A 13,906-nucleotide genomic window follows, 5' to 3' on the forward strand; every position below is an offset into this window, starting at 1 on the left:
CGATGCGGCGCGCGGGGCAGACAGTTGCGATCAGCGCTCGAGGATCAGGGTCGCGATCGACCGGGCTGGAACAACGCTGCCGGCCACTGGTGCAGCCTGTCGCGTGGCGTCGGTCACGATCATCCGCGCCCGCCATCCCGCCGGCAACGTCATCCGCCGCGCGACCGGCGCCGGATTGACGTGGACGAGCGCCATCGTCCGCCCATCCGGCGAAATGGCTCCCACCGTATCGAGATCATCGACCGGCACCAGCCGATAGCCGGGGCGGATATAGCGGCTGAACTGCGCCATCGCCCAGTATTTGCGGGTGACGGTAATGCGATGCGGCGCGGTCGGCCCGGCGGCGAGATCGGCCTTCACCAGCCCCCAGTTCGACCCGGCGTTACCACCGCGCGCGCTCCAATCCTCGACCGCCTGCCAGAATATCCACGCCGCCGGTTCCAGCCGCTTGAGGTCGAGCACGACATGCTCGGCAAAGGCCAGCGGGCTCTCCATCGCATCAACCGCCTCCGGATCGCCCGCCAGCGGAGCATCGTTCTCGCTCATCCACAACCGGATGCCGCTCGCCCGCGCGACGTCGCGCACGCCGGTCTGGTGGATCGCGCCATAGCTGTGGACGTTCAGCTGACCGATCCGCGCCCGCGTCGCCGCCGGATAGCCCGCCCAGTCGGCAAGGAAGGTGTGCGAGTTGGTTTCATCCGGCGCGGCGATCACCGTCTTCAGGCCGAGCGCCTTCAGCGCCGCATCGCTCGCGTCGATCATCGCCGCCTGTCGCGCCGGGCTCCAGTGCGCACCCTCCTGCTTGTTCGCGGCAAACCAATAGTCTGTATTGGGTTCGTTGACCGGCGAGAGCGTGCGGAAGGTGATGCGGTGGCGGCGCTGCAACTCGGCGACGGCCCGCGCGAGATAGGTCGCGAACGGCCGTTCGAAACCGGGGCGCAGATTGTCGTCAGTCGCCTTTTCCGCACCCGACACCCGGCCCGAAACGGTCATGAACCAGGGCGGCGAGTTGGAGAACGCTTCGAAGATCGGCGTCTTCACCCGGTCACGGATCGCGTCGAGCCACCAGCGCTGCCGCCCGTCCTGCGACCAGTCCCACATCGCCGGATCATCCGCCCGCCACCAATCGCGTCCGGTCACGCCCGGCGGCTGTCGCCAGAACCCCGGCACCGCCCCGCCCGGACGCAGATAGGGCGGCGTGCCCGCCGCATTGCCACCGCCGATGTTATAGCGGGCGATGGTCCAGCCCAGCCCGTCGGGACCGTAGAAAAGATCGGCCAATCGGCGTCGCTCCGCATCCGGCCAGCCGCCACTGACATCGGCGAACCAGGCAAGCGCGGTGCCCCACCCCTCGAACACCGTCGACGGTCGATCGACCGCCGGACGCAGGGTGATCGCAACCTCGCCCTGCTCGACCCGCTGTGCCTGGACAGGCGCGGCGATGCCGATGCCCAGCGCGAGGAGCGCGCCCGCAAAGCCCCGGTGGGCGGCGGAATGACGGAACCGCATCACCGGTTCACCTGCACAGTCACCATCAATGTCCGCCCCTCCGTCGGCAGGATCAATCCAAACGCGGTTTCGTCGCCGTTGAGCAGCCGATCGCGCACGAACCGGCCGCGATCGACATGGCCCTCCTCCACCGTCACCAACTGCACCGACCCGGCCTGTCCCAGCGGCAATGCGAAGCGAAGATTGGTACCCGCGCCGGTCAGCAGATAGCGGTCGGGCGCGACCTGCGCAGCGATGACCCGGCCCGACAGGTCGGCATTGCCCTGCCCCCGTGGCCCGCCATAGCCGTCGCGCACCGCACCGAACCGTGCGGCCAGTTCCATGCCCGGAAACGCCATCGGGACGTTCGCCATGCCATCCTGCTCGATCGCCACCCGGACCCGGCCCGCATCGCGCAGCGGCAGCAGCAGCGGCGCGACATCGCCCAGCAGGCGGTAATCGAGCGCGATCGGCTCCACGCTCTCCTTGCCGTCCTTCATCCCGAAATCGGGACCGATGCCGAACTTGCCGATGCCCAGCGCATGGGGCCGCGCCACGGTCCAGAAGGCGTTGCGGGCGTGCGCCATGCTTCCGCCTGTCTCCGGCACGAACAGCGGGTTGCCCGGCACGTCGTAGGCCTCGGCGATCTCGGTGTAAGGTGCGATGTTGGTGTCGTAATTATCGACCCCAACCACATCGATCGCGGGGGCGAGCCTGCGCCACTGCGGCAACAGCCACGATACCGCCCCGCCCGATGGCGAGCTGTCTCCCGGTCGCAACAGCCCCGGCTGTTCGCGCGGCCACACATTGACGTAGAGCGGCAGCGCATAGGCCGCCTTCCCCGCCGCCGCGACCGCGCCGACATAGCGCGCGGTGTGATAGGCCATGAACGCCTCGGGCGCGCGTTCGGCATAGTTGGCGGTCCATTCGCCCGACTCCGCGCCCGGCATGTCGGCGGGCACCTGCGCCCGGAACAGCGCCTCTGCGGCGGGCGAATGGTCGCGGTCGGCGCCCAGCGTCCCCGCCTCGTTCTGCACCTGCACCAGGATGACCGTGCCGCGCGCCGCGTCCACCGCCTTCAGATGCGCCATGAGCGCGGCAAAGGCACGGGCATCGGCATCGCGGCTGGCCGCCCCGATCGGCGACAGCACCTCAATCGGCCGCCCGTCCGCCGTCATCACCCGTGGAAAGCGCGCCGTATCGCGCTTCACCCATGCGGGGACATAGCTCATATTGCCGTTCTTCCACGTGCCGAACCATAACAGCACCAGCCGGACATTCTGCGTGCGCGCCTCGGCGATCAGGCCGTCGACGACGCTCCAGTCGAACCGCCCCTCCTCCGGCTCGACCGTTTCCCAGCCGATCGGGGCCATCACCGTATTGGCGTGACTGCGCGCGATGGCGGGGGCGAGCCGTCGGAACTCGGCCGGAAAGCCGCTCGAATTGTTCAGCTGGATACCGAGCAGGAGATAGGGCGCGCCATCGACCTCCAGCGTCGGCTTGGAGCCGTTGTTCGACGCAACCATCCGGCTGTGCTGCGCAGACGCGGGGCAGGACAATGCCACTGCGGCGCATCCGGCCAATATGCGCCAAACCGGCCGCCATGCATCGCGCCTGGCGGCGTTGATACGGCGCCCCTGCACGCGTTGATCGACGAACATCATCGACTCCTCCCCTGTTTATCTTGTCAGACAATTGCAGAAAAGAAGCCGCATTCAAAGTGATTGATCGTTCCGACAACGGTGTCGGACCCTATTTGCCCGACATATTTTCATCACCGGTCGCGATGGCCATCGCCCGCTCCGTATCCTGACGCGCCAGTTCGACCAGCGTTTCAGTTGCGGCGCGTGCCTCCGGACCATCGCTGCGCGCGATCGCCTCAAACAGTGCCTGATGCTCGGCAACGGGATCGCGAGGCGCACCGGCGCGATATTTGAAGAAGGTGGTCCAGCGCACCGCCGCGGCGATGCTTGCCGACAGGCTGACCAGCAGTTCGTTGCCCGTCGCCTCCAGAATCGTCGCGTGAAAACTCTGGTCCGCCGCACGACCAGCCTCGCTGTCGAGACCGAGCGTCGCCATTTCCTCCAGTGCGTGGCCCATGCGGGTCAACTGCCGCGACGTCCGCGATACCGCCGCCAGTTCGGCCGCCGCCGGCTCCACGATCATCCGCAACTGAAACAGGCTGCGGACAAAGGCGAGCGGCGGCGGCTCCCCCTCGAACATCCAGCCGAGCAGTTCGGGATCGAGCAGGTTCCACGCCTGCCGCTCGCGGACGCGGGTCCCGGCCTTGGGCTTGCTTTCGACCAGCCCCTTTGCCGCCAGCATCCGCAGCGCCTCGCGAATCACGCTGCGCGAAACCTCGAACCGTTCGGCCAGGTCGATCTCACCCGGCAGTCCGCTGCCCGGTTCATGCCGGCCGGTGACGATCGCCACGCCGATCCTGCGTGCCAGCGCGACGTTCGCCGGCTGCCCACCCTTACGTACCGCCATGTCGGCGCCTCTCCCTTGTTTCGGCGATCTTGGCCGAAAGCATCGCGTCCGTCGACCGTTCGATTTCATATTGTCAGTCAAATGATATACGGTAATATGTCAGACAAGGCTCGATTCAGGGCACAGACAAGGGGGAGAGGAATATGAAAGCGATCAGGTGCGCCCTGTTGGCGGGGGTTTCGGTCATGTCGGTCGGCGGATTTGCCGCGACCGCTTCGGCACAGACGGCCGCCGCACAGCCGGCCGATGACGCCGCCCAGAACGGGGACGATATCGTCGTCACCGGCGTTCGGGCCTCGCTGCGTTCGGCACAGGCGATCAAGCAGAATTCCAACCAGATCGTCGATTCGGTCAGCGCCCAGGACATCGGCAAGCTGCCCGACGTCAACACCACCGAAGCGCTGCAGCGGATCACCGGTGTGCAGATCCAGCGCCGCTATGGCGAAGGCGCCACCGATTTCGATCACCGTACCCAGCCGGCGGTCACCGTGCGCGGCCTGACGCAGGTGCAGAACTTCCTCGACGGTCGCGCGGTCTATTCGGCATCGGGCGGCCGCGCCTTCGACCTCGAAGGCATTCCGCCCGAACTGCTCTCGGGCATCGACGTCTACAAGAATGCGCCGGCCAACATCATCGAAGGCGGCGTCGGCGGCGCGGTCAACCTGCGCACGCGTCGGCCGTTCGATTCGGCGGGCCAGGTCATCAGCATGACCGCGCGCGGCAACTATTACGACCGCGTCGACAAGCCGGGCTATGCGGTTTCGGGCCTGTATAGCAACCGCTACGACACCGGCATCGGCGAAATCGGTTTCCTGGTGAACGCGGTCTATTCGAAGAGCCATTATCGCCAGGACGGGTTGCTGGCCGGGCCGTTCGGTGAATCGCGCCCGGGGTCGATCGCCAATGCGCCGAGCAATGCGCAGATCCCGTATGGTTTCGAAGTCTATGACGACAAGGGCGACCGCAAGCGCTTCGGCATCGCCGCCGCCGTGCAGTGGCAGGCAAGCGATGCCGTGCTGGTCACCGCGCAGTATCAGGGCACGAAATACTGGTTCAACCGTACCGGCGCCTATTATTACGACTTCAACAACCTGCCGGGCAACCAGTACAATTCTGCCGGTCAGGTAACGCAGTACAATACGCTGCCGACGCCGGGTGCGGCCTTCACCTTCAACAAGGACGGCTATGCGACCAGCGGCTCGCTGTCGCCGCAGACCTTTGAGACCGGCCGTTTCGACCAGGAATTGTGGAGCGCCAGCCAGAACTACACGTTCAATGTCGGCTGGCAGGCGACCGACCGGGCAAAGGTCAATTTCGACGTCCAGTATCTGACGTCCTATTACAATGCCGACCGCAACGGCCACGTCCTGTCGCTGTATAACCGCACCAACCAGAACGCGACCGGGCAATATGGCGGCACCGTCGCCCCGCACCCGTCGACCGTCGTGTTCGACCTGCGCGGCAAATATCCGCGCTGGAACGTCACCGACCCGTCGGTACTCAACAACCCGGCGAACTATTCGCTGCCGTTCATCGCCGACTCGCTTCAGCGCAACGATGCCGAAACGCTCGCGCTCGCGTACGACATCGAATATGATTTCGAAGGCGGCTTCCTCGAAAAGCTGCGTGGCGGTGCGCGCTATTCCGACAACAGCATCGACCTGCGCGGGACGTGGAACGGCGTCAGCTTGTTTCGCGACTATGCACCGGGCGCCAGCGATGTGCCCGCCGGCGCGGCGCTGATCCCGCTCAGCCGCTTCCCGCAGTTGGCGATGAAGGGGCCGTCGAAGAACTGGTTCGACGGCAACTCGGTCACCGGCGGCATCCTCTATCCGGCATTTCCGGCCGGCAAGGGCGTGTGGGAACAGACCAAGGCGCTCTACGCCCTGTTCGGTGCCCAGACGAAGGACGCATTCACGCCGGGCGACCTCAATCGCCAGACGGAGAAGACCTATACCGCATGGGGCATCGCCGACTACGCCTTCGAACTCGGCAGCGTTCGCTTCGACGGCGGTGCCGGCGTGCGGATCGTCAAGACACGCACCACGTCGGTCGGTACGCAGTTCAACAATGACGGCAGCTTCACGCCGATCTCGCTCGGCAACGACTATACCAATGTCCTGCCCAGCATGAACATCCGCGCCCGCTTCACCGACCAGTTCCAGATGCGCTTCGCCTATTCGAAGGGGGTGGCGCGGCCGAACTTCGACGTGCTGTCGACCAACGTGACGCTGCAGAACCCGAACCAGGTCGATCCGAACAACGGACTGCCCTTCGCCAATTCGGGCAACCCGTTCCTGCGGCCGATCAAGTCGGATAACTTCGACCTGACCGCCGAATGGTATTTCGCACCGACCGGATCGCTGACCGCAGGTCTGTTCTACAAGAAGGTCAACGGCTTCCTGTCGAGCGGCCGCTTCATCGGCACCTATGGCGGGCGGCAGTACAACGTCAATTCAACGCTCAATTCGGGTGACGGCACGGTCAAGGGTCTCGAAGCCGGCTATCAGCAGTTCTTCGACTTCCTGCCCGGACTGCTCAGCGGCTTCGGCATCCAGGCGAATTACACCTATGTCGACTCCAACGTCGAAAATCCGTTCTCGTCGTCGAGCAACAACCTGCCCTCGACCCTGCCGCTCGAGAAGCTGTCGAAGCACAGCTACAATCTGATCGGCCTGTACGAAAAGGGTCCGGTGACCGCCCGCCTCGCCTATAACGGCCGGTCGAGCTACCTCGAACAAACGACGGGCAGCGGCGCCAATGGGCAGGGGCAGTTCGCCAAGCCCTATGCCTCGCTCGATGCGTCGATCAGCGTCAATCTGAACGAACATGTCGCAGTGTCGGCCGACGTCGTGAACCTGAACAACCGCATGAACGTGCTCTATATCGGCACGCCATCGGCGCCGCTGCAGTATCAGCTGAACGACCGTCGCTTCGGCCTGTCGCTGCGCGCGACCTATTGAGGATCGGGCGGCGGGACACCTGTCGCGTCCCGTCGCCAACCCTGTCCCTCCCTGCCGGCGTGGTTCGCCACGCCGGCCCTTTTTGGTCTATCGGTTATTGCATGTCGTCCGTTCCGATCGCCATCGCCCCGCCCGTCGTCACCGTTCGCCATGTCGGCCGCGAACGCGAGCCGGTGGTCGTCATCGATCGCGCGACCGGGCAACGTGACGCGCTGGTCGATTTCGCTGCGACCCGATCCACCTTCGCGCCGGCGGATAGCGTCGGCAGCTTCTATCCCGGCCTGCTCGGTCCCGCGCCGACCGCCTATGTCAATGCGATGGTCCGCATGGTCCTGCCGCTGATCGCCGCGCATTTCACCGGCACGCCGGTCCGGCCCGCCCGCGCGCGAGGCAATTTTTCGCTCGTCACGCTGCCGCCCGAGGCGCTGGTCCCCGACCAACGCGTGCCGCATGTCGATTCCGCCGACCAGCTGCAATTCGCGACGGTCCATTTCCTGTCGGCGACCAATGGCGACGGCACCCGCTTCTTCCGCCACCGCGCGACCGGGTTCGAGACGATCGATGCCGATCGCCTGCCCGCCTATCGCGCAGCGCTGGATGCTGAACTGGCCGCGATGCCCGCTGTCTATCCGGCTGGCGAAGATGGTCCGTTCGAGGCGATCGACACGATCGACGCCGCCCCCGACCGGCTGATCCTGTACCGCGCGGCGCTGCTCCATTCGGGCGCGATCACCACGCTGCCGGCCGATGCCGCCGATCCGCGATGCGGGCGATTGACCGGCAACCTCTTCCTGCAATGCCGGACCCCGGCATGAGCGCGCGCGCCGACGGCCCGTTGCGCCGGATCGCAATCGTCGGCGGCGGCACCGCCGGCTGGATGGCCGCCGCCGCGCTGTCGCGCGTATTGGGGCCGCACGGCCCGGCGATCACGCTGGTCGAGTCCGAGGAGATCGGCACCATCGGCGTGGGTGAGGCGACGATCCCGCCGCTACAGGCGTTCAACGCGATGCTCGGCATCGACGAGGATGATTTCGTCCGGGCGACGCAGGGGACGTTCAAGCTCGGCATCGACTTCCACGACTGGGGCCAGGTCGGGCACCGGTATTTCCACCCGTTCGGCGTCTATGGCATCGATGCGGGTGCGGTCCCGTTCGAGGCGATGTGGCGTCGCCTGCGTGCCGCCGGACAGGCCGGGCCGCTGGCCGATTATTCGATCTGCACCGCCGCCGCGCGCGCGGGCCGGTTCCAGCGACCGCAGCCGGGCAACACGCCGCTCGCCCAGATCGGCTATGCCTTTCACTTCGACGCCGGACTCTATGCCCGCTTCCTGCGCGCCCGTGCCGAGGCGGCAGGCGTGGTGCGGCGCGAGGGGCGGATCGTCGAGGTCGTCTGCGACGGGGCGAGCGGTTTCATCGACGCGGTGGTGCTCGCCGATGGCGGCCGGGTCGAGGCGGACTTCTTTATCGACTGTTCGGGCTTTCGCGGCCTGCTGATCGACGAAGCGATGGGCGCGGGGTTCGAGGACTGGAGCCACTGGCTGCCCAACGACCGCGCCGTCGCGGTGCCCAGCGCCAATGTCGGCCCGCCCAGCCCGTTCACCCGATCGACCGCGCGCGATGCCGGATGGCAATGGCGCATCCCGCTGCAGCATCGCACCGGTAACGGCTATGTCTATTCCAGCGCGCATGTGTCGGATGACGAGGCGGCGGCGACGCTGCTCGCCGGGCTAGAGGGTAAGGCGCTGGCCGATCCCCGTCCCATCCGCTTCCGCACCGGACGGCGCGACCGGTTCTGGATCGGCAATTGCGTCGCGCTGGGGCTGTCGGGCGGGTTCCTCGAACCGCTCGAATCCACCTCGATCCATCTGGTGCAGGCGGGCATCGCGCGGCTGCTGGAAATGCTGCCGACGCGGGCCTGCGACCTGGCCGACAGCGCGCGCTACAACCGGTTGATGGCGGCCGAGTTCGATCAGGTACGCGATTTCGTGATCCTGCATTTCCATGCCAGCGCCCGGCGGGACACCGCCTATTGGCGCGATCAGGCCGCGCGCCCGATCCCCGACACGCTGGCAGAGCGCCTCGCCATCTATGCCCGCACCGGCCGGGTCTATCGCGAGGGCGACGAACTGTTCACCAAGACGAGCTGGCTGGCGGTGATGGACGGACAGGGATTGACCGCAGCGACCCATGATCCGCTGGCCGATGCCATGCCGATCGATGCCGCCGCCGCGCGGTTGCAGCGGATCGGCGCGGTCGTCGCCGCCGCCGCCGCACAGATGCCGCCGCACGAAGCCTTTATCGCCCGCCACTGCACCGCCGCCACCGGGCAGCGCGCGTGACGCCATGACCTGCATAATGTTCGAAAATGGGGAGAAGTCGATGCGTACCATGTTGAGGATCGGTGCCGCCGCCGTGGCGATGGCCGTTGCCGGGTCCGCATCGGCGCAGAGCGACGCGCCGCGGGTCGATCCGGTACAGGTCGATGCCAGCCGCCCAGACTGGGAAAATCCGGCGGTCAACTATGTCGGGCGGATGCCGGCGCGGGCGACCGCTTTCCCGTTCGAAAGCCGGGAAAAGGCGCTGGTCGGGCTCCGTCCCAAGTCCGAACGGTTCCTGTCGCTGAACGGCGACTGGAAATTCGCCTTCTCGCCCAACACGACCGACGTGCCCGCCGGGTTCGAACGTCCCGACTATGACGTGTCTCAGTGGAAGAGCATCAAGGTGCCGGCCATGTGGCAGACCGAGGGGTACGACCAAGCGCGCTACAACAACATCACCTATCCCTTTCCCGCCAATCGCCCGCTGATCCCGCATGCGACCAATCCGGTCGGATCGTACCGCCGCGACATCACGCTGCCGGCGGGCTGGGCCGGCGACGACGTGGTGCTGCATATCGGCGCGGCGGGTGCGGCCTATTATGTCTGGGTCAATGGGCAGAAGGTCGGATACGCCGAGGATTCGAAGCTGCCGAGCGAGTTCGACGTCACCCGGTTCGTAAAGCCGGGCAGGAACGTCGTCGCGATCCAGGTCATCCGCTGGTCGGACGGCAGCTATCTGGAGGACCAGGATTTCTGGCGCGTGTCGGGGATCGAGCGCGAAGTCTATCTGATGGCGGCGCCCGCCACGCGGGTGCGCGACTTCTTCGTCCATGCCGGGCTGGATGCCGCCTATCGGGATGGCATGCTCGCGGTCGATCTGGCGGTGACGCCGGGGGCGGCGACCAGCGCGCGCTATGTCCTGCTCGACGGCGATCGCACGGTGATCGAGGGGCGGACAGCGGTGCCCGCGGGCAAGACCGAACGTACGGTCACCCTCAGCGGAAAGGTGCCGGGGGTGAAGCCGTGGACCGCCGAGACGCCCAATCTCTACACGCTGCTGGTCGAGCTATATGATGCGCAAGGGCGGATCCTCCAGTCGACCTCTAGCCGGATCGGGTTCCGCACGGTCGAGATGAAGAACGGGCTGGTATCGGTGAACGGCAAGCCGATCACGATCCGCGGTGTAAACCGCCACGAACACGACCCCGAAACCTTCCACGTCGTCAGCCGGGAATCGATGGAGCACGATATCCGGCTGATGAAGCGCAACAATATCAACGCGATCCGCACCTCGCATTATCCGAACGACCCGTATCTCTACGAACTGGCCGACCGTTATGGCCTGTACGTGATGGACGAAGCGAATATCGAGAGCCACGCGTACATGGATTACGCCAACAAGCATCCGGACGAACGCGGCCGGTTGCAGATCGGCTTCGATCCGGCGTGGCGCGACGCGCATGTCAGCCGCGTGACCAACATGGTCGAACGCGACAAGAACCACCCCTCGATCATCTTCTGGTCGCTGGGCAACGAAGCGGGCATCGGCCCCAATTTCGAAGCTGCCGCCGCAGCGGCAAAGGCGCGCGACCCGAACCGGCTGGTCAGCTATCTCGGCTGGGGCACGTGGGACGGCATCCACGACCACCGGCCCAACTGGTATGCCGATATCTATGCGCCGATGTACGATCCGGCGGTGAAGCTCGCCGACTATGCGCGGAACTGGAACTTCAAACAGCCGCTGATCCAGTGCGAATACAGCCATATGATGGGCCAGTCGGGCGGCAACCTGAAGGAATATTGGGACACGATCTACGCCTATCCGGAAAAGCTGCAGGGCGGTTTCGTGTGGGATTGGGTCGACCAGTCGATGTACCGCTATACCAAGGACGGTCGTCGCTATTGGGGCGATGGCGGCGAATACGGCCCCAATCCAGGGGGTGAAATCGAGTTTGGCGACGGGTTGCTGCAAGCCGACCGTACCCCCAATCCGCAGCTGTACGAACTCCGGAAAGCCTATGCCCCGGTCCAGCTGGACGGATTCGATCCGGCGACCGGCCGGGTCACGGTGCGCAACCGCCACGATTTCCGCGACCTGTCGGGCTTCGTGCTCGACTGGGACGTGACCGAGAATGGCGTGTCGATCGCGAAGGGCGTGATGCCCGCGCTCACCACCGCCGCGCGCCGGGCGGAGACGATCGCCCTGCCGCTGTCGGCCATCCCGCGCCGGGCGGACGCCGAATATTTCGTGACCGTCAACGTGCGGACAAAGGACGGGGCGGTGCCGCTGGTGCCGGCGAACACGCTGGTTGGTTTCGAACAATTCGCGCTTTCGCCCACCCCCGCTGCCGTCGCGCCACCCGCCGGGGTCGCGGCGCTGCGCCAGAGCGGCGACGCCTTTGTCCTGACCGCCGGGCCGGCGACGCTGGAGATCGATCGCAAGACCGGGCTGATCCGCCGCTATGCCCGTGACGGACGCGCGCTGGCGACCGGGGGCACCCCCCATTTCTGGCGGGCGGTGACCGACAACGACATCGGCATCGGCACCGAAAAGCAGCTGGCCGTGTGGAAGGCGATGAGCGACACCCGCCGCGTCGCGACGATCCGCGCCGATCGCGACGCCGGCACGGTCACCGTCCGCTACGACCTGGGCGATGGCGCGGCGCAGTTCGACACGCGTTACGCGATGGCCGCCGATGGATCGGTCGCGATCGACGGCACGCTGACCCCCCTGAAGGCCGACCTGCCCCCGCCGTTCCGCGTCGGGCTCGCCTTTGCCCTGCCGACCGACATCACCGATGTCGAATGGTATGGCCGCGGGCCGCATGAAAGCTATGTCGACCGCAAGGATTCGGCCCCGATCGGGCTGTGGCGCGGGCGCATCGCCGAACAGAATCACGACTTCATCCGTCCGCAGGAAACGGGCAACAAGGTCGATGTCCGCTGGATGGAGCTGTCGGGTGCCGGGCGCGGGCTGCGGGTGCAGGGCGATCGGCCGCTGATGATGAACGCGCTCGCCTTCCCCTATGCCGATCTCGATCGTCATGCGCCGGGCACGTGGAAGTCGACCGATATCGTGCCGCACGATCAGGTCACGCTGCTGGTCGATTCCGCGCAGTGGGGCGTCGGCGGCGATACGCAGTGGAGCGAGTTCGGCAAGCCGCTGCCCGCCTATCGCATCGGCACCGTGCCGACCCGCGTCGCCTTCCTCCTGACGCCATTCGCCGGTACCGGCACCACGCCCGACAAGGCCCGCCCGGCCAGCGCGACGGGGGAGGAATGATGCGCCGCCGCCTGATCGTGCTGGCCGCCGCGCTGCTCGGCGGGGCGGCACCGGCCGCCGACGTGCCGCGCTGGGACGCGGCCGGCGCGGGCAACCCGCTGCTGCCAGGCTATTTCGCCGATCCCTCGATCGTGCACGATGACGGGCGGTGGTATGTCTTTGCCACGATCGATCCGTGGGGCGACGACCGATTGGGCCTATGGACATCGGACAATGGCCGCGACTGGCGCTTTTCGATGCCCGACTGGCCGACCAAGCGCGCCGCGACCAGTCCGACCTCGGGCGATGCCAAGGTCTGGGCCCCCTCGGTCGTGAAGGCGCCCAATGGACGCTGGTACATGTACGTCTCCGTCGGCAGCGAGGTGTGGGTCGGCACCGCCCCCTCGCCCGCCGGGCCGTGGCGCGACGCGAATGGCGGCAAGCCATTGATCGCGCGCGACTTTGCGCCGGCCTATCACATGATCGATGCCGAAGCGTTCGTCGACGACGATGGACAGGCCTATCTCTATTGGGGATCGGGACTGAACTGGGTCAACGGCCACTGCTTCGTCGTGCGGCTGAAGCCCGACATGGTGACGTTCGACGGCACGCCGCGCGACGTCACCCCGCGCGGCTATTTCGAGGCGCCGTTCATGGTGAAGGCCGGCGGGCGCTACCTGCTGACCTATAGCGACGGCAACACGACCAAGGACACCTACAAGGTCCGCTATGCGGTCGGTACCACGCCGTTCGGCCCGTTTACCGAAAGCCCGAACAGCCCGATCCTCGAAACACACCGGGAGCGCGATATCGTCAGTCCCGGTCACCACGCGATCTTCCGTTCGGGCGCACAGAGCTACATCCTGTATCACCGACAGGCTTTGCCATGGCCGCAAAGCGGCGATGCGGTGCTGCGCCAGGTCGCGGTCGACCCGATCGAGCTGCGTGCCGATGGTTCGATCGCACGGGTCACGCCCGGCCATGGCGGGCCGGTCGTGGGCTTTGCCGCGCACCGTGCGCGCGGGCTGGCATGGCGGGCGAGCGGCACCAAGACCACGCCCGGCAACGCACCGTCCCGCGCCGCCGACGACAATTACGCGACGCTGTGGCGCGCGCCTGCCGATGGCTCGGGACAGGTCATTGCCGATCTCGGTCGGCGCCGGGCCGTCGCCCGGTCGCTGGTCCGGCCCGAATATGCCACCCGGCCCTATCGCTTCGCGGTGGATGCGTCCGACGATGGCCGCCGCTGGCGACCGATCGTCGCGGCCGCGACGCGCAGCGGATCGCCGATCACGCTCGATCACGCCGTTACCGCCCGCTATCTGCGGCTTCGTACCGAGGATCGCGGGGCCGGCGTCTGGGAATGGACGATCCTGCCCTGAGCAG

At 66.7% G+C, this 13,906-nt stretch carries 8 protein-coding genes; 5 read left to right on the forward strand and 3 right to left on the reverse strand.

Annotated features, from left to right (window positions below):
• Positions 1-30 precede the first annotated feature (30 nt).
• The 3 genes from ASE58_RS10835 to ASE58_RS10845 all read right to left on the reverse strand — a co-directional run bounded on the left by ASE58_RS10835 (position 31) and on the right by ASE58_RS10845 (position 3,978).
• Complete coding sequence (locus ASE58_RS10835; RefSeq protein WP_082467906.1) at positions 31-1,509, reverse strand: glycoside hydrolase; 1,479 nt, start codon at positions 1,507-1,509, stop codon at positions 31-33.
• Positions 1,509-3,152 carry a DUF5597 domain-containing protein gene (locus ASE58_RS10840; RefSeq protein ID WP_200909335.1) on the reverse strand — a complete coding sequence of 548 codons (1,644 nt, stop codon included), beginning with the start codon at positions 3,150-3,152 and terminating at the stop codon, positions 1,509-1,511. The genes ASE58_RS10835 and ASE58_RS10840 overlap by 1 nt, the downstream gene beginning before the upstream one ends.
• An 88-nt stretch (positions 3,153-3,240) precedes the next feature.
• Positions 3,241-3,978 carry a FadR/GntR family transcriptional regulator gene (locus tag ASE58_RS10845; protein WP_055820927.1) on the reverse strand — a complete coding sequence of 246 codons (738 nt, stop codon included), beginning with the start codon at positions 3,976-3,978 and terminating at the stop codon, positions 3,241-3,243.
• Between the two features lie 143 nt (positions 3,979-4,121).
• On the opposite strand from ASE58_RS10845, the gene ASE58_RS10850 reads away from it, so the two are divergent.
• From ASE58_RS10850 to ASE58_RS10870, 5 genes are all read left to right on the forward strand, one after another.
• Positions 4,122-6,941 carry a TonB-dependent receptor gene (locus tag ASE58_RS10850; RefSeq protein ID WP_055820929.1) on the forward strand — a complete coding sequence of 940 codons (2,820 nt, stop codon included), beginning with the start codon at positions 4,122-4,124 and terminating at the stop codon, positions 6,939-6,941.
• Positions 6,942-7,042: 101 nt separating this feature from the next.
• Positions 7,043-7,756, forward strand: coding sequence for a DUF6445 family protein (locus ASE58_RS10855; RefSeq protein WP_055820932.1), 714 nt, complete (start codon positions 7,043-7,045; stop codon positions 7,754-7,756).
• Positions 7,753-9,279, forward strand: coding sequence for a tryptophan halogenase family protein (locus ASE58_RS10860; RefSeq protein ID WP_055821169.1), 1,527 nt, complete (start codon positions 7,753-7,755; stop codon positions 9,277-9,279). Before ASE58_RS10855 ends, ASE58_RS10860 begins: the two co-directional genes overlap by 4 nt.
• 40 nt (positions 9,280-9,319) lie before the next feature.
• Positions 9,320-12,541 carry a glycoside hydrolase family 2 TIM barrel-domain containing protein gene (locus tag ASE58_RS10865; RefSeq protein ID WP_055821172.1) on the forward strand — a complete coding sequence of 1,074 codons (3,222 nt, stop codon included), beginning with the start codon at positions 9,320-9,322 and terminating at the stop codon, positions 12,539-12,541.
• Entirely contained in the window at positions 12,538-13,902 is a 1,365-nt protein-coding gene (locus tag ASE58_RS10870; protein ID WP_055820934.1) for a family 43 glycosylhydrolase, read from the forward strand. Before ASE58_RS10865 ends, ASE58_RS10870 begins: the two co-directional genes overlap by 4 nt.
• Positions 13,903-13,906 lie beyond the last annotated feature (4 nt).

Origin of the sequence: Sphingomonas sp. Leaf9, assembly GCF_001421355.1 — a bacterium.
Classification (GTDB): domain Bacteria; phylum Pseudomonadota; class Alphaproteobacteria; order Sphingomonadales; family Sphingomonadaceae; genus Sphingomonas.